Annotated in this window: 8 protein-coding genes and 3 pseudogenes; 3 read left to right on the top strand and 8 right to left on the bottom strand. The window is 43.8% G+C overall.

Going from position 1 to position 18,875, the window contains the following annotated elements; genetic code table 11:
• A complete protein-coding gene (locus ACVA54_RS02355) occupies positions 1–2,118 on the top strand; it encodes a type I secretion system permease/ATPase (RefSeq protein ID WP_099078458.1) in 2,118 nt (705 codons plus the stop codon).
• A gap of 421 nt (positions 2,119–2,539) precedes the next feature.
• On the opposite strand, the gene ACVA54_RS02350 is transcribed toward ACVA54_RS02355, so the two are convergent.
• The 5 genes from ACVA54_RS02350 to ACVA54_RS02330 form a co-directional block, all read right to left on the bottom strand.
• On the bottom strand, positions 2,540–4,363 hold the full coding sequence (locus tag ACVA54_RS02350) for a S8 family serine peptidase (RefSeq protein WP_099078457.1): 1,824 nt from the start codon (positions 4,361–4,363) through the stop codon (positions 2,540–2,542).
• Positions 4,364–4,557: 194 nt separating this feature from the next.
• On the bottom strand, positions 4,558–7,005 hold the full coding sequence (locus ACVA54_RS02345) for a hypothetical protein (RefSeq protein ID WP_446619085.1): 2,448 nt from the start codon (positions 7,003–7,005) through the stop codon (positions 4,558–4,560).
• Complete coding sequence (locus ACVA54_RS02340; RefSeq protein WP_099078455.1) at positions 7,005–7,625, bottom strand: hypothetical protein; 621 nt, start codon at positions 7,623–7,625, stop codon at positions 7,005–7,007. The genes ACVA54_RS02345 and ACVA54_RS02340 overlap by 1 nt, the downstream gene beginning before the upstream one ends.
• Positions 7,626–7,952: 327 nt before the next feature.
• Positions 7,953–8,600 (bottom strand): response regulator, encoded by a 648-nt coding sequence (locus tag ACVA54_RS02335; RefSeq protein WP_099078454.1) that lies wholly within the window; start codon positions 8,598–8,600, stop codon positions 7,953–7,955.
• Complete coding sequence (locus tag ACVA54_RS02330) at positions 8,590–11,715, bottom strand: sensor histidine kinase (protein ID WP_446649373.1); 3,126 nt, start codon at positions 11,713–11,715, stop codon at positions 8,590–8,592. The genes ACVA54_RS02335 and ACVA54_RS02330 overlap by 11 nt, the downstream gene beginning before the upstream one ends.
• A gap of 212 nt (positions 11,716–11,927) precedes the next feature.
• Between ACVA54_RS02330 and ACVA54_RS02325 the strand changes: the two genes are divergently transcribed.
• The gene (locus tag ACVA54_RS02325) at positions 11,928–12,530 is read left to right on the top strand and encodes a mechanosensitive ion channel domain-containing protein (RefSeq protein WP_446608616.1); all 603 of its coding nucleotides are present in this window, start codon (positions 11,928–11,930) and stop codon (positions 12,528–12,530) included.
• 37 nt (positions 12,531–12,567) lie between these two features.
• On the opposite strand, the pseudogene ACVA54_RS02320 reads toward ACVA54_RS02325, so the two are convergent.
• Positions 12,568–13,550: pseudogene (locus ACVA54_RS02320) on the bottom strand (ABC transporter substrate-binding protein); the annotation flags it as partial.
• Positions 13,551–14,178: 628 nt separating this feature from the next.
• Here ACVA54_RS02320 and ACVA54_RS02315 point away from each other — a divergent pair.
• Positions 14,179–14,840: pseudogene (locus ACVA54_RS02315) on the top strand (CatB-related O-acetyltransferase).
• Here the strand turns inward: ACVA54_RS02315 and ACVA54_RS02310 are convergent.
• Together ACVA54_RS02310 and ACVA54_RS02305 are read right to left on the bottom strand one after the other, a co-directional pair.
• Positions 14,797–16,473: a DUF342 domain-containing protein gene (locus ACVA54_RS02310; protein ID WP_446619083.1), complete on the bottom strand. Its 1,677-nt coding sequence runs from the start codon at positions 16,471–16,473 to the stop codon at positions 14,797–14,799. The pseudogene ACVA54_RS02315 and the gene ACVA54_RS02310 sit on opposite strands and share 44 nt — an antisense overlap.
• Before the next feature lie 322 nt (positions 16,474–16,795).
• Positions 16,796–18,825 (bottom strand): annotated as a pseudogene (locus tag ACVA54_RS02305) (tRNA(Met) cytidine acetyltransferase TmcA).
• Positions 18,826–18,875: the final 50 nt, after the last annotated feature.

Genomic DNA, 18,875 nt, shown 5'->3' with positions numbered 1-18,875 from the left:
ATGAAAGACCCTTTACTGAACTCGCTCATTTACGTTAGCCGTTATTTCGGATTAGCCAACTCTCCAGAAGCGCTTATTAATGGGCTTCCGCTCTCTGAGGGCAAACTAACCCCCTTCCTGCTACCAAGAGCGGCGGAAAGGGCCGGATTGGTTGCCAAGGAGAACCGTGCCGAGCTGGCGAATATCTCTAGCTTAATCCTACCGGCTATCTTACTTCTTAAAGGGGGTGACTCTTGTGTTCTCAACAGTATCGATCTAGAGAAGCAAGAAGCCGAAGTCACCACCCTTGAGAGCGGAATGGTTCCGATATCCATTCCATTAGAAGACCTACTTGAGCTGTACACTGGTCGCTATTTTTTAGTTAAAAAGCAATTCCGTTATGACGAGCGCTCTCCTGAAGTGCTCAAAACGAATGAAGGTCACTGGTTCTGGTCAACCTTGTGGCAATCAAAACGCATTTATCGCGATGTGCTCATCGCTTCCCTGCTCATCAACATCTTCGCTATTGCGGCACCAATGTTCACTCGCTTGGTGTATGACAAAGTGGTACCAAACCTCGCGTTTGAGACCTTGTGGGTGCTGGCAAGCGGCATCTTCTTGGTCTTCTTGTTTGACTTCTTACTCAAGTCACTACGAAACTATTTCATCGATGTAGCGGGTAAAAAGTCCGATATTCTGATTTCCTCTAAGCTATTTAGCAAAGTGATGGGCATTCGGATGGAGTCCAAACCCCCTTCTGTCGGTGCGTTTGCTCGTCATCTACAAGAGTTTGAATCCATCCGGGAGTTCTTCACCTCCGCAACCGTGAGTGCGCTTATCGATCTTCCATTTGCCATTCTGTTCTTAGTCATCATTTGGTTGATGGCGGGCGATTTGGTGTATGTGCCAATGATTGGTGTCGTGATACTGGTGATTCACTCACTCTTGATTCAAGGGCCACTGCGTCGTTCAATTGAAGAAGGTTCTCGTCTTGCTTCACAGAAATACGCCAACTTGATTGAGAGCTTAGCAGGATTAGAAACCGTGAAAATGCTCAGTGCACAAAGTCAATTCCAATACCGTTGGGAAGAGGCCGTCGCGCACATGGCGAACTGGAACATCAAAAGCCGTCGAATCACCGATAGTATTCAAAACGCAGCAGGTTTCGTGCAACAAAGTAGTAATGTTGGAATGATCATTCTCGGTGTTTACTTAATAGCCGAGGGCAACCTAACCATGGGCGGCCTTATTGCTGCAACCATGTTAAGCGGTCGCGCGATTGGGCCTCTCGTGCAACTTTCATTACTTTCTACTCGCTACAACCAAGCAAAGTCATCCATGACTATCATTAACCAAGTGATGGAAATGCCTGACGAACAAGAAGAAGGTAAACGCTACATTCATCGTCCTATCGTGCAAGGTAAGATTGACATTGACCGCGTCACCTTTCACTACCCAGGAGCACCCATTGCTTCTATTCGTAATTTGAGTCTGACCATCAACCCGGGAGAGAAAGTGGCGATCATTGGCCGTATCGGCTCAGGTAAAACCACCCTTGAGCGCTTGATTATGGGCCTATATAAGCCAACAGAAGGGCATGTTCGTATTGATGACACCGACATAGAACAGCTCCATCATGTGGACATTCGCCGCAATATCGGCTGTGTATCGCAAGATTCGAACCTGTTCTTTGGCTCGATTCGAGATAACATTACTTTAGGCCGACCGTTAACTGACGACCGTGATGTGCTTGATGCCGCCAACCGCGCAGGTGTGACAACGTTTACACAATCGGACCCAGCCGGACTCGAGCGCCAAGTAGGCGAAGGCGGTGCGATGTTATCTGGTGGCCAGCGTCAAGCCGTCAATATTGCGCGAGCATTCCTCGGTCGCCCCCCAATCTTATTAATGGATGAGCCAACCAGCGCAATGGATAATCGCTCAGAAATGCATATTAAGCACCAGTTGGCGTACCTTAAGCCAAGTGAAACGCTGATACTGATCACGCACAAGACTTCGATGCTAGACATTGTCGATCGCGTCATTGTGATGGAAAAAGGTAGCATCATTGCTGATGGTCCGAAAGCAAAAGTCTTGTATGACTTAAAGCAAGGCAAAGTACGAGCAGTAAACGAGTAAAGAAGGTTAACCAAGCAAGCCAGGTTTCATTTAACGCCCCGTAAAGCGCTGTGTTTTACGGGGTAAAAGGTAAGCCAAAATAGCGGAACTCTTCCAGAAAGACCCACAGCAACACCACACCGACAATCGCCACTAACCCCAGAATTGCCTTTTCATCTTCTTCCATGAAATTCTCCTGACAACATCCACTTAGCTTAACCATAGCCACTTTTGATTCTGATCTCAGGTTTATGCCAATCCATTTTGGCCCTGTATTCCATAGCTTACTCGATAACAGCAAATATTTTTATCGGATAGTCTTACTGATGTACAGGTTTGAGACGAAAGCGACGGTTGCAAGTGGTGAGCAGCCACATAAAAGGCATAGACAAAACGAGCGCCACAAACGGGCGCTCGTTTTTTTACTGTTTAACGATACTCTTTAATCAAATGACACGCTTGATAAATCTGAACAGTTACTGCTCGATTGCTCACAAACTTGATAGGTGTACATGCCATAGGCGTCGCCCAACGTATCGGTAAACGTACCATCATTTCCGGTTGTTGAGATAACAGCACCGTTACGATAAACATTCACTTTGCTCGTGGTTGCGCCTGACCATGTCAAATCCACCTTTTCACCTCGCTTAGACGTGTAGGTCTCTGTTGATAATTGAATATCAACTACTGGCGCTGCATTACACCCATTTGTTAATAAGTACTGGTGTGCATCCGCAATTTTTACGATGCCGTAACCAAAGTAATCGTCTCGACCAGAGGCACCCGCATCAAATGCAGTTTGCTTAAGCGCATCACGAATATCATTACCGGTACACTCAGCATGATTTGACCATAGCAGCGCTGCAAGGCCAGAAACCGCAGGCGTTGCCATCGATGTGCCGCTCATGAAACCATAATCAGAGTTACTGATGTCAACACTCAAGTTAGTCGCGGCATGCAACACATCTCTGTCTTTCAAATCGGTGCCTACCGCAGGAATGGTTGAGGTTGTCTCTTCACCCAATGTGCCATAAAGCATCCCCTCTACGTTATTGACCACAACCGCACCAATACCGCCCGAAGCCTCACAGTTCATCACTTTGTCGTTAAAGGAGATAACACCGCGATCAATAAGACAGATTTTACCGGCTGCATTGCTATCAATAGCGTCCGCAATGCCCATAAAGTGAACATCACCAGATACGTAACCTTGGCTTGAATTATCTAGACCAGTGGACGAGACGGTTTGCTCATCAGCATTCAGCACGGAAGTAACGGCCATATCCGCAGGGTAAGCTGAAAAGGTATTCACACCACCTGCGGTCACCTCAACACACGTGCTATCAATGATTTGCTCTTTATCTTTACCTCGTTTCCCGGTGTAAACCGTTGTACAAGGCGGAAATTGAGAGAACACCGCGATGTCATCATTGGCATCATTCGCCCCCACCATCATCACCGATTCATAGCCCGCTGGATAACTGCGAACATCATTACCAGAGTTACCCGCCGCGGCAAGAACTAAGCCACCTGCTGCGGTAAAGTCTTTGAAGGCGTTCTCCTCTGTACTATTTGGACGCCCACCACCCAAGCTCATATTGATGATATTTGCCCCTGCGGCTTGACATTTTTCTGCCGCATACGCGAGATCAGAAGAGTATCCCCAACCTTCGGCATTAAACACTTTGATGATATGCATCGGTACACCAGGAGCCATACCTATCACACCAAATCCGTTATCGGCAGCACCAACGGTTCCCGCTACGTGAGTACCATGAGGCCCGCCATGCTGATCCCAACTGCCTGTCCCAGCATCATCATCACCCGTAATGTACTGCCATTCAAAATCGGCATTGGAGCGATCCAAACCGGAGTCGATCACACACACTTTCATTCCTGTATTAGCTTGCAGCGTCAGTGCTTGAGCCTGCGATTGATAAATAGCATAAGGGGTGATTTGTGTTTCACGCGCATCACCAATATCATCGCTATAGCTAAACAATTCACGTTTCGCATCTTCTTCAATCAGCTTGATGTGTGGGTTGTTCAGTAGCCCTTTTACCGTGGCAAGGTCTTTACCCGCAAACGTGGCGGAGAAAAATGCCTCCCCTTCAACGTTGATGTTCGCACCTAGCTTTTTGGCTAAGTTTTTAACCACACCTTTATTTGCACTGTCGACCTGAATGATATAACGGTCATCCGCCGCGTAAGCATTAAAGGATAAGCAAATACTTGCTGCAATCAGCGTTTTATTGATCAGTTTCATAATTTTCCCTAAATATGGTTACTTACCGTCTGTCACTTCAACCATCTTGATGGCTCACTTAGGTAAGTGCTTCTGGAAACATCCACTCCCAGAAAATCAATGCGTTTTTCGTATGCCCTCGCCTCTGAAATTGACGTGAGCAAAGGTGTGGTGGGCTAACACCCACCACCTTAATGAAGATGAAAATGCAGCCGCTAGTTCAGATGCTCACAGCGTCCAAACTCCGCCCCGGATTTCACTTTCTGAATCAATCCATTCGGGAAACCTGTTTTCACTGACGAGCCATTTTCACACACATAAACTTGTGACATATCAACATGGTAAGAAATCATGGCACCAGCGACACCGCCAACCATTTTTGATCCCGAGCCGTTAAGCGAGAGAGGGTTATCCATCGCAGCATTTTGTGCTTCTAGTACACCTTGCTTGCTGTAGAAGTCATCAAGTGTCATCCAACCTAATCCTTTGATATAAATCGCGCCCGTGAAGCCCGCCCAGAAATCGCCAGAACGACCAATAATCACATCGCCTTTGTCACTCATATCAAATGGGGTTAACGGTGCGTATTCACCAACCCAATCGTGAACCCAATCGACGCCCATCTCTTCACAAGCATTGCTGCCCCAAAATCCAAACGGCACATCTTCACACCATTTCAGGCCACCAATATCCGTAAAGGCAGCGTGACCTTTCTTGGTGTGATCCCACAGTTGAACGGTACCTTGCTCGGTTGCCAATGCAACCTGTTTGCCATCTTGGGATACTGCGTTAGCCGAAATTGCGCCTATTTCGTCATAAAGATTGATCATTTCCCCTTCATTAACCCAAGCGATGGCTTCCCAGCCATCAAGCGAACCTACAGCTACATCACCGTTACCCGAAATACCATGTGCACGAGCCCAGCTATAGCGATTCCAGTCAACATTGCGCGTATCTAGCTCTCGCATGCCCTTGTTAGGCGTCCAGACAAATGGGACTAGCTCGCCTTTTGAGTATTCCGTACAGCTCCCATTACCATTCGCGTCTTTATACGCCAAGCCAACAACAGTATTACCTGCATCGTCTATGCCCCACGCAGAAGCCGATTGAGCTCCAAACATGCCACCGCCGCCACAAGCGTTACCCGTTAAGTCACCGAGAGGTGTTGGACCGTGTGCATCAGTCCAGATAGCCGGCTCACTGATGCCATTTCTGTCATGATCGGAGTTAACCAGTAGCTTTGTCCCATTGCGGTTCATTTGACCAGAATTGACGGAGATATAGTCCGGTAATAGTTCAAATCCTTTGTTTTCAACCCACGTAAAACCAACCCCCATGATGGTGCCCATCGAGGACTTACCATTTTTCGCAAGATCAGTAAGGTGCGCGTTCACAATCGGCCTAAAATGGATACCGTCGGTATAGCCATTGAAGGTTAAATCTGCCTGCTTCGTTTCTCCCGCTTGCGCTACAATCGGAGTCGCGTCACATGGGTTATCTGACACTGGGTTACTTCCTTCGCCCTCGTTCCAATATTCCGCAACAGAAATGATTGGTGTTTGCTGTGTTGGGTAACCACCTTGGGTGATTTCTTCGGTATACAGCACATAACGCTGACCTGGGGTAAGTCCGTTAATTTTAAAGTAACCATCTGGGCCAACTTTGCCTTGCGTCAAATAGCCCGATTGAGCCGACACCGCATCAAATAATGGATCATCAACATTGCGAGCAATAATGTTGACGCCACTATACTCAGTAGAGCCATCTTTTAGACGAAGCGTCCCTTCAATTGAGCCGTAGTTGGCTTTATAACCTGCGGTTGGATAGAGGTTAGAAATCGAGACTTTGTCATCCAACACATTGATGGTGCTCTGGCTAACGCCACCCGCACCATTGTGGCTAATGAATGGAAACATAGTTTCGATAATATCCGGATCGGCATTGTTCACAGGACCATACCAATCGGGTGCGTCATGAGCATGAATAGGAGCCACCTCACACCCTTCAACGCCAGGGAAGTGTGGGTTTAGCGGATGACTCATGTAGCCCAAATGGCCATTGGTTTGCGAGTGAGAGAGGTTGATGGCGTGGCCAAATTCGTGAGTAAACACACCTGCTACTTGGTTGCCTTCGGTATCAGTGACATACACGTTCCAACCATTCATTACCGCTGTCGCTTCGATAATGACATTGTTCTCATCGGCAATTTCCGGGAAGGCGATCCCCAAAACAGCGGTTTTCGGTACGCCAAAGAAGTTCTCTAAGATACTGCCGTCAGTATCGTAGAGCACCCAAAAACCATAACCATTTTGCTGAGTATAGATCTGAGCGGCGTTGGCTCCGGTTACATCAGCAAGCCCAGTTTGGCTTTCGATCGTCCCAACAATGTCAGCTTTAAAGGTGGATGTCTCTACATTATTCCACTCGTCGAAAGCAAACTGGGTAATTTCATTCGCGCGTTCAATAGATAAAAACACACTGCCATCATAGTCATAGGTAAACGCTTCTCCTCCATCGACATAGACAGGAATTGAGCCTTTTGACGTATCCCATACGTAAGGGGAGGGAGCACCATCATCGGTTGTCAGTAACGGGCCTGCGGCCATCACATGGTTTGCTGTGAGCAAGGTGGTGATTGCGATCGCTAATTTATTAATATTCATTATTTCATCTTCCCATTGCTGATCCATTGCTCTGACACGGCTTTGCCAACTAGCCCCATAAAGTCTGCTGCGTTATAAGCGCCTGGGTTTTGCAACATCGCTTGTTCTGATGGAGAAAGAACGCCATCGGCAAACTCGAGATTTTCAAAGATTCCGTAGTTATTAAACTCATTAACGACCTTGTTGCCGCGAACATTGAACTTGCCATGTGCCATACCTGCCGTAGTGCGCAATCCTGTGAGCTTCGCGGCTTTATACATAAATACGATAACGGCTTCGTCCTGATTCCAGCGAGGGAAGCCCTCTGGGGATACCGCTAACATTTGTGTGCCATTCGGAAGTGTGCGAGGCTTTGTTAGGCCAAACTGACGAAATGTGTAGTTTGATCCCTTAGCATGCGCCCCCTTCGCGGCGGAGCTGACCTTAATAGTCACCTCGGTATAAGGGATGCCTTGATCAGAAATGCCATCAGATACGGTTTGTATTTGTCCTGATAAAATGCTCTCTGATTCAGAAATAAGTTGCTTGAGGTTTTGGGGGATAAGTTTGGCGGCTTGTGATATTGGAGCAAGCAGCATGAGCACTGACAACAGCGCTACCATCTGTGGTTTAAATTTCATTAGCTATCCTTGTTAATGTTTTATTTATTAGGTAGATGCACTACCACAAATCAACATAACGAATAGCTATTCATCGCGATATCAGGGAATCCCTGATTTTTGGTTTTAATTTATTGAAGATCTTGACTAAATAAATACAATGATCACATTTTTAATTAATAACCACCCACAACCTATTTGCTGGACTATAATCATAGGTTTGCTCTACCACAGAGTTAAGAAATCGGATAACACACGCAACACATTTGAATAAAGCATTGTAGTGAGCACTATGAGGGTGAGGGTCTATTCTCCGGTCTATCGACTGGCTTAAGCTTAGGTGGTTTGTTATTGGATTAATCTTTTTTCCATGGCAAATCTAACGAGGCCCGCTATATCGAAGATATTCAAACGTTTCATGATATGCGTTCTATGCGTTTCAACCGTTTTAATACTCACGTGAATGCTATCGGCTATCTGCTTGGTAGAATATCCTTCTGCAATCAACTGAAGGATTTGTCGTTGTCGACTGGTTAATAATTCCAAAAGTGACGTGGGTGTATTTTCATCCAACAACAGCTTGTCTAGCATACTCTCATCGACTTCTCGACTAATGTATGAATCACCACTTAAAACATTCATCACAGCAGGCTCTAGCTCATCGACTGCAGAGTCTTTCAATAAATAACCTTGGGCACCATTTCTTAAACACTTTGCTACATATTCAACATTATTATGCATTGATAGCATGAGAATTTTTATATTCGTATTTTGCTTTCTTATCAGACTGACTAACTCTATGCCATTCAGACCTTTTAAAGAAATATCCAGAACGACAAGATCAGGAGTCAACTGTTTTAATATAGGAAGAGCATCCAATCCTTCCCCACACTCACCCACCACCTCAATACTCTCTATTGCACCTAATAACGTTCTTATACCTGCTCTGACTAACTCATGATCGTCTACAAGTACCACTGTGCTGTTATTCTTCATATTCAAACTCAACTAAAACAGAAGTCCCACTATCGAGTTGAGAGTTTAGCGTTAACTTTCCGTTATGCGTTAATACCCTTTCTTCGATTCCCAATAGCCCTAAGTGTTTGCCTTTTATCACCTTCTCTTTAATTTCATTCACGTTAAAACCCATTCCATTATCTTTAACTTCAGCTGTAATAAGGCTTTCGCTAAAGCTGAGACGAACCACAATCTCTGTTGCTTTTGAATGACGTATCGCGTTATTCACTGACTCTTGTATGATTCTAAACAGCGTCGTTGCAAGCTGAGAGTGAATCATCGGAAAGTTAACTTGTGCATCAAATTTTATTGGGTGTTCCAAAGATAATGACATCTTGTGGAGTAAATTATTTAGTGCCGCGATCAAGCCGACATCATCTAAAATGCTCGGTCTTAAATCGAAAGAGATACTACGTACCTGCTTTATCATCGCTTGAACAATTTTTATCGAATCATCAATTCTGATGCTGTTTTCCGGGTGTTCCTTTTTATATAGTTGTAAATTGATTTGAGTCGCGGTCAAAGATTGACCAAATTGATCATGCAGCTCTCTTGAAATGGACTTTCTCTCTTCTTCCTTGGCATTTTGAATTTTTGCTGTCAGGTCTCTTATTCCTCGATAGGCATCCTTTAGTGTTGCTTCCCTACTCTTAAGCTCATCAATCGCCAACTCTTTCTGCACTTTTATAAGATTGAGACGTGTAGAGTGAGCTAACCATTTGGCCATATGATACCGGTGATAACTTATCGCGATGAATATAATCAATAAAGCTAGAGGGCCTATATAGTTTATATTTCGCCACCATGGAGGAACAATATCAATACTTAAGTTTGCAGGCTCACTCCAACGGCCATTGCTGCCTTTTCCTCTAACCTCAAGTTGATACGATCCGGGCTCTACATTAAAAAAATTAATTTGATTTCTGTTTTCTAAGGCTTGCCAATGGCTAGAAGGCGTTAACCTATATTCATATTCATGCTTGGTGGCACTAAAATCCAACAATGCGAAGTCAACCGTTAGCATACCTCCCCATGGAATGGATATTTGCTGTCCATCTTGGATCGATAAGTGAGCAATAGATCTCGAAAAGGTATCGTGATTGATCCGAGTAATACGTAATGGAAAAGAGGTGGAAGGTAAATAGTTATTGTCTCTTTTTAAAATCGCCAAGCCATTCTGAGCCCCTAACAAGTTATGTGTCCGATCCTTTGCTTTCGAACCTATAATAAATGAGCCTATATTGGATAATATATTATTGGTTAACTTTAAACTATGCTGTTGCGGTCTGTAGATTGAGACCCCTTTATTTGTAGCAATCCAAATAGATCCATCATCCTGACTTAATATTGATTTAATCGATTCTCCTGGTGAGGTCACGCCGGGTATATTTTCAAGCCCGGAAATATCATTCTTACTTCTGTAGACGACCTTGTGCAATCCACCGCCATCGGTGCCAATCCAAATATTACCATTAACATCCTTTTCAATATCTGAAATATAGTAATGACTTAGATAATTATTATCGACAAGAAACCTTTCACAGTACCAACCGATAACACGGCAGCGATTTAAGCCATTTGATCTTGTACCAACCCAAAGATAATCGTCCTCAACCATTAATGCGGTGATATAGTTACCACTAAGAGAGTGATGATTTTCTGCGTCATGCTTATAAGAAGAGAACGATTTAGTATCAATGTGATATTTATATAAGCCACTACCACCAATACCAACCCAAACGTTACCATCAGAACTTTGCTTAACCGCTCTGATAAACCCTTTGCCTATCGATTTTTGTTCACTCGCGTCATGTTGAAAGAAGTGGAGTGTTTCACCTTGGGCAGATAAATGCCAAAGACCACTTGAAGTACCAACAAACAGATCATTATTTGCCGCTTTTTCGATACTAAAAATGCTGTTTACATCAACGTTAGGCAAATCGGCGTGAGTTTTAATCCATTCACCTGAATGTTTTTCAATCTTGTGCAAACCTTGCGTTATTGACCCTAACCAAACGATATTCTCTTGCGGATCCGCCAGTACTGCACTGACATCTCGCATTGAGAACCAATGGTCATCTATCTCTTTGTTAAAGAAAACCTCTGCCAATTGACCATTTAAAAGGTGCAGGCCATTGCCCCATGTTGAGAAAAACAACTCACCTTGCTCGTTTTCAATAATACTTGTGACGGCATCAGACTCAATCGATTGCCTGACATGTTTGCTCGATAACCTATGATTTCTTACGTCATAAGCCAGCAACCCATTTTTATACGTTCCAAGAAGAAGCTTGTGATTTCCCGCATAATGCAATGAGATAATCGCTAACTTATTTTTCATTAACGAGGTGAGTTCTATCTCATTTGACTGCATATTATTTAAGTCAACTTTGAATAATCCTTCCCTTGTGCCTATCCACAAATTTTCGGAATCATCCTCTTCGATAGAAAAAACGTCATCAACCCCATCACCGAGATCAAACGAGATAAAGCTCTGACTCTCCTCTTGCCAATAAGCCAACCCTCCGCCTAACGTGCCGACCCAAAGTCGTTCTTTGCTATCTGCAAATAATTTATAGACATAGTCACTAGGAAGTGAATGAACATTACTTTGTTGCTTATAAAAACGAGTGATTTTTCCCGTACTTCTGTTTAGTCTGTTTAAACCTATCTGTGTCGCGACCCAAAGATGACCATCCGGTCCGTCAATAACGTCATAAACGCTATCATTACTGATCGAATTACTGTCGTTAGAGTCGTGCCTAAAATTTGTAAAGGTATTCGTCGCTAGATTAAAGCAACTTAAGCCACCACTATTGGTAGAGACCCAGATCTTGTTGTCTTTACTTTGGTATAAGTTACGAATATCAATCGCATTTATTGAACCCGGATCATTAAAGTTTGGCTTAAAATCCTGAAGTTGATAGCCATCATAAACGTATAGCCCATGTTGCGTACCAATCCACATAAAACCTTTGTGATCAAACATGATTGTGGAAATGTTATTTGCGTCCAAACCAACATGCTGTGCCAGTCGCTGACTATCGTTATAAGCGGATACGACAATGGGCCACGCAACCAATATGAATAACACTAGCGCCTTCAGAAACCTTCGCATAATAAACTCAACAAACACAACAAACACAACAAACACAACATTACGTTAACATTCAGAGGGTTGAATATCAAACCTTGTACTGCAAGCTACTACGTGACGGCTATTGGCTGACGCCATAAATTTGTGGTTACTTGGAAGCAAAAATAGGCTATAAAACGTGACTTTATAATTTTCTTTCATCTAAATAAATGAATCATTGGATCCACCTAGATCAAATTGGCCAGTACTTTACCGCAGGATCTGTCGGTTATAAGGTATTGATGGCCATCATTATTTTAATTGCTTACCAGGTACTGAAAAAGATCGCGAATCGCGCAATCCTTAATTTGGCCAAGTCGAAAGGCGTAAATAAAGCCCGACTTAGCTTTATCCAACGCTGCTTCAATGTGACCTTTTTGTTCCTGTTCGCATCACTTTTTGCGATAGTGGCCGGCATCGGATACGGTGATGTATCCCTATTTCTATCTTCGATCTTTGCGGTCTTAGGGGTAGCATTCATCGCACAATGGTCGATTCTTAGCAATATAACGGCCAGTTTCCTTATCTTCTTTGTGTTTCCTTACCGTGTTGGAGATCGAATCAAAGTCGTGGATAAAGACGAAGATATTTGTGGCGAGATCCAAGAAATCAGTATGTTCCACGTGTTAATAAAGCACGACAACGGCAACCTGATTACTTATCCAAATAATTTAATGCTACAAAAAGCCGTACTAAAACTGACTGCCCCCAAGCCAGATACACAAAAATCGACCTCTCGAATTTATACTCGAAGAAAACAAAATATCCGCTAATAATTACAAAAGCCCCAACGGTTATCCGATTGGGGCTTTTTTCATCGACCGCCGCGAGAGCAGTATTCATTATTTCGTCGTATTTATCACTACAATAACGTGCAAAGTTGCCCGACGATCCAGAACTCAACAAACTCAAGAACGTTGATGCTTCATTGTAATCACCACGCTCGCATCACATCAAAATCGCCCGGCTTGCGCGCCACTAGATACGAATTCCATTCTTGATTCTCTAAGTTGACACTCGCACCTAAAATTTTCTTCAGCATTGAAGCAATGGCCATCAATTTGTTTGCTTCACTGGTGTTGTACAATAACGTAAAGTCGAGCGGATTATCGTCACCGTAGCCTGTATTACTCAATAATTGACGCGCCTTTTCATCTCGTTGTGATTGTGTCCATCGACTGTACTCAGGCGTGGTCGCGTCAAATCCAGCCGTATATTGATGAGCAAAAGTGTACGCCGGTAAGTGACCAACTTGTGTCACGCCGTTAGTAATGACATCACGATAAAATATGGCACCTTACCCTCTAACTCAAAGCGGACAGTATGCTTGTCGACCGCGGTGATACCAAGCGCTTCCAAAGGCTTTTTCCCTTCCACCACATCAGCAATATTTTAAATTTTGGTCATTTTAAGTACCAAACATTGTGTGAGGCTAATTTGGGATCAAGCGCTCGCCTCAAGGCATAAACAAAATCGTCGGATGTAACAGGCATCACCGTTAGACCATTTTGCATCTTTATTTAGGTGAAAAACACACGTTTGGTTGTCTTTTGTTTCCCACGGTTCGCAACTCCTGGAACGAGGTTGCCATCACGATCTTAAATCACAAGCCCTTTAAACAAGTCACGTATTGCGTGCATTTCTGGCAGGCCTTTTGCCTTAGCGGGATCTTAAGTTGCGTCTTACGCATCATTCGCACGAACTCAATGTTGTTCGGCAGCAAGAGCGCTTCCCTCCACCATGGTTCCTGCATTTACGCCGACTGACAAAAAAGAAGCGACAAGGCATACAATGAACTTTCTTTAGAATCGTTTTTTACATCCATATTTTTTTGTTCTCCTGAACGTACTTAAATAGATCTTGGCCTCTGTTGACGGTTTTCAATTGTGGACCAGTGCCAATCAAACCATTTATTCTGCTAGCCTCGCAAGCCGCTAAAACGTGGTATTCATAACGGTTTGATTATAGCAGCGATAGTAAATAAGAATATCTATGGCTTCTCAATAGGTTATTAGCGTTTTCCGTTTAACCCACCACAACGACAAACGAAATGAAGACTAAACGTTAGATTGCAAGGTGTTTAGTTCAGTGAGCATTATTTGTGTATAGTTTACAGTGTAAATTTATCCCTTCACTCCGTTCTTTATCAGTCACCACGGAATGAGGAACATTGGAAGTATACGCCTTCGTCATGGTTAAAGTCCGCTGTAAGCAAACACAGAGCGTACCAACGTAATTCATGACACTCTAACTCATACCCTTCTATCAACTATAAGATTGCTTCACTAACCACACCATGTCGATAAGCTCGAGTGCTTGATTTGGGTTTATATAATAAAGGACATAGAAGCACTAAAATCGAACCATCGAAAAGTGTCGAGAAAAAGTAAATGAGTTTTTTATTCTTGGTTAGTAAGGTAAGTGATCAAAGATAATATTTCTAATCCCAATATTATCGTCGGCGAATATAGCAATTGGTCTGACTTTTAACACGGAAAGACATCCAGAGATCATGCCAACCGTAAATAACTCGCTGATAACGTCACGCAAGAAATATGGCAAAGTGATATATTCGGAGAGATCGATAAACTTATCATTGGTAAGTTTTACTCATTCGCTTTCGAAGCAACGGTTTTGATAGCAGGCAATCAGATCATCGCGTTGATTGAATTTCAACATTCACCTTCTCACCAGATGAGTTTGGACACGATGTTCAAAGTGGCTTCGAACGAACAGATTATACAATTATCGGCAATGATGTCTGGATTGGTACAGATGCGATGATCATGCCAGGCGTAAATATTGGGCATGGGTGCGTCATTGGGGCGCGTGCGGTTATCACCAAAAATGTGCCACCTTAGTCAATCGTGGTCGGAAATAACCACATAGTACGACAACGCGTCGATGAAGCGACTATCATTAAGCGACTAGAAATACAATGGTGGAACTGGCCACTAGACCATATCAAGAAAGCGATGAAGGTTATTTGCAGTGCCGATGTTAATACGCTCTTTTACCGAAGAGTGCTAAATGAATGGATCAAACCGCTATATCTTCTTCATCAAACGTCGCTGAAACTCTAATTTCGTATTGATTGAAGCTAAAGGTGCAACCACCGTACGCACGTTTAGTTATCACGTGCTCGTCACCAAACTTCACCGTTACGCGGGTAAAAACCTTATCTTTTGCCTCCACGATACAGTCTTCAAGCGCCAACTCAAATTCGGTCTCAGTGTGTTCCAGCTTTTGTCGTACTTCATCAAGGCGCGCATTGTTCGCCACTTTCGCCTGTTCAATTTGATGTAGTTCGTTCTCAGACCGCTCCAATTTAGGACGTTTTTTAAATTCGAGCTCTTTTCGAATCACATCCATCGTTCCCTCTTGCGCCTGCTTGTATGTCTCTTTCAAATGAGCAATACGTTCTTTGAACCCAAAATAACTAGCAAACGCTTCTACTTTCGTTGCCGTATCGCCTTCTACACCAAGTTGAGAACACAACACTTTTGCACCGACCTTTGCCTCGCCACCACTCAATGTACCGTGGGCGCCACGGGCATCCAAAACGGTGAGATTACGCCCGCAATGAATGGTATTGTTCATGCTGTGTACGGCTAAATCAATATCTTCAAATGCATGCAAGTCACAATACTGAGCGTAACTCGCACGAATTGAACCTTTACTTTTAATCTTGCAACTCTTTGGCTGACCATCACTCACCGTGCGTCCGATAATGCCTTTTCCTACTTGAATATCACCCTGTGCTTGGACACTCGCCGATTCAATAAACCCACCAACAGTAATCGAGCCCGTCGCTTGTACTATCATGCCTGATTCAATATTGCCGCCGATGATCACATTGCCTTTAAACTTCACGTGTCCGGTATTGACGCCAACACTGTTCAGACAAAGTGCATTGTCCACTTCTATCGTTTTATCCTTAATGAGCGGGGTTCCCGAAACGGTCGCAACGAGTAAGTTGGGATCATCTTTACAAATTTGAGTCCCCTTACCGGCCTTCATTGGGCTGTCTTTTCCAGCTTGTGGTGGAATGATACGACCTTGAACCGTATAACCTGGCGTACCCTTAGTAGCTGGCGTACGACGCATAACCTCATCACCAATATCCACAGCGATGGTTTCGCCTAAGTTTCGCAAATCCATTTTTTCGCTAGCGGCTTGGCCTTGTTTGGGTTTTAGAATCCGTTTGGCGATATCTTTGACAAGTGGAGTGAAACACGCGTCCTTACCTTTAATCGCTTGTTTACCGATAGCGACAGGCTGAGAAAATGTCTCCCCTGGCTTAAGTTGGTTGCTGACCACCATCACTTTCTTTAAGGCTAGCTTGTTGATGCCTTTCTTGACTCTCGCGTTTGTTAACGCTTGCACTATTTCCGCGCCACGTAATCCTCGTCCGCCATACGCACCAGTCACTATCATACAAGCTAACATGTCATTGTTGGTAAGCTCGACATCCACACGAGCGTTCTTCATTGCTGCAATCAACATTCCATCGTACGCCTCAGACTTACGTTCTCGCGCACAATTAATAAACCTAATAACTGCTTCCTCATCAACAAACACATTCGTTGCTGACATCGATAGAAGTTGTTCCGGTAACTCTTTAAGGTTTAGCTCACTTCCAAGATCAACATCTCCCGGAAGACGGGCAAAAATTTTTGTTTTGTCTTCTGACCACTCAAGACACAGCTTCCACATACCCAAACCATTCGCGTTTCATCCACAGCTTCAGTCTAACCAAATTCTCATTGCCCACAAACAGCCGCTTGTTGATAATCAGGCTCACATCACTAAAGACGAAATCTTGCTTTTCTTCTTACCGTTTTGCGAGAGGCGCAATTTTCTTTTCGTAAGAAAGCACTCACCGTCTGTTTTATAACAAGGTCATTTACACTGTAAACTTCACCAGCAGTCAATCTCTTGGGACGGAGTTACCGTAATATAAAAAAAGAGGATTTACAGTGTAAACCCTCTCCTTCTTTCGTTTACCTTTACAGTGTAAATTTACACTTAATCGTATTTACACTGTAAATTTTGAAAGCAATTTTTTAATTCTTGGCGAAATTTCTGCTCAGCTTGTTTACGGCCAGAATACCCAAACTGTTTCGCGCATTCACTCCAATCTTGAGCAAAAAATACTTTAGCAATAACAAAATCAGATACCGCCTCAAGCCCATTCAGAAGTAACCATTGCTGAATCCAAACTGAAACAGATTCATAACTGTTCCCACCTTGGGTATAGCAAGAAATCAAATTAAGCTTGATAGGATGCAATTGAATGCCACCAAAGGGATACCAAAATAGAGCGCGAAATAGTGCAGGTTCTAATTTTGGATAAACCTGATTCGTGGTCGAAGAGAGAAGCTCCTTGTACAACATCTCCGCTTGTTGAATCCAAGGTTGGGTTGATGGACCACACGACCTGACCATTAACAACGAATAACACCCACTCGCCGCATCACGCATTGTACCCAAACGAATCGCTTGATAACCCGACTTCTGCCAGAAGTGGATCAACTCCTCAGTCGCACCAAAACTAGTGGAGAGATAAGAAATGTGTGGGGCGAGCGACTGTTCGAATTGTTTCAAAATAGACTGGCCAATGCCATTACCTTGCAATTTGGGATGAACCGCAATACGCATAATACGCTGAGTTGAAAGCTTCCCAACTTGCGGGTAGCCCAGTTGGTTAACAATCGTAATTGGCGCTAAATGCCCTTTTGGCCGACGCTTCCCAAGCTGAACATCACGAATCAGTTCATCATCAAGATTACCTTCTTCTACCGTGAGCACGACACCAATAATGTGCTCTTGTTTTTTTGCAATATGAACCTCGCAACTTTCGTCTTGCAGCAGGTGAATTAAATCATTTGGGGATGTCTGATAGTGGGCATTAACCAGTAGAGCAAAACACGCATTCAAAACGGAAGGATTAGAAACCAACTCGGATTTGCCGACTTTGGACAATAAGATGTCATCGTTTTTAACCGCGTCGATATCTGTCAACTCAGCGTTCAACAAAAACGCCTGATACAACCACGACTCTAGTTTGTCGTTTGCAGACCAACGGATCGGTTGTTGCAGATGGCAGGTTTTCATCCCTGGTCTTTGCGTGTTTAACCACTCAACAAACTTAAGTGAGAATCCTCTTCCACAACCTTCATAACCATGTATCGTGCTAGAAAACACTAAACGATGATAGTGAACGGTAATTTGTTTGAGCAACGGCACAGGAATAGCAGCGGCTTCATCAATCAAAAGTAGATCGCAATCCGGCAATGAAGATAATAAATCATCTGGCGCGACAAATTGAATGTAACCTAAGCCTATTTCTAATCTGTCTTTCTTTATGCGTTGTGCGCTCTCAAGCAAACGCAATGCATGTTGATAGACGGGTTCGACCGCTTTAATCGAAGGCGCTGTAAGCAAAATTTTCAACGGTTTCTGCTGAAGCAGTCGCGCACAAGCCATTCCTAATGCACTGCTTTTTCCTCGCCCACGATCGGCCGTTAGTACGAGCGGTCGTTTGCGGTGCCCATTCACGACATTCTCAACAAGAGAAATCGCTTTGGCCTGTTCGGTATACTGGGTTTCTCTTGGTGTGTGAGTAAACGGTGGGAGTTTGGGTAGTGGATGATTTTGTTCAATAACCACCAACTTCTGCCACTGAATTTGCATCCACCGCTGCGCTTGATTCATTATCTCTTGCTCTCGAGTAACAACAATCAGCAAACCTCCACCAACTAACGCACCCAGAGATGCAGTAAAGCTGTTCGCATCAAACTCTTCTCTCGCATCAAATAACAATACGTCGCACTCTCTCCCAAGTAACATATTGCCCTGTTTCGAGTTTACGCAAAGGGCATCATCCAACCGCCAATTCCCAACACAGAACCATTGTTCTTGCTGTGTTGGTTTTTTAGTTTGATAAAAAAACGAAATCAACTCATCTTGCCAAGTTGCATCACCTTGAAGAACCACACCAGTACGCTGAAAAGCGAGTCGAGATTGAAACTGCAGTTGAGAAAGGAATTCAGATTGTGCGTGCATAGCGTCTATCCAATATTGAACTGGCGCCATGTTATCACATCTTTGTTAAG

It is taken from the genome of Vibrio sp. PNB23_22_6 (genome assembly GCF_052877535.1).
The sequence above is the reverse complement of the archived record's forward strand: the minus strand, read 5'-3'. Positions and strand labels throughout refer to the sequence as shown.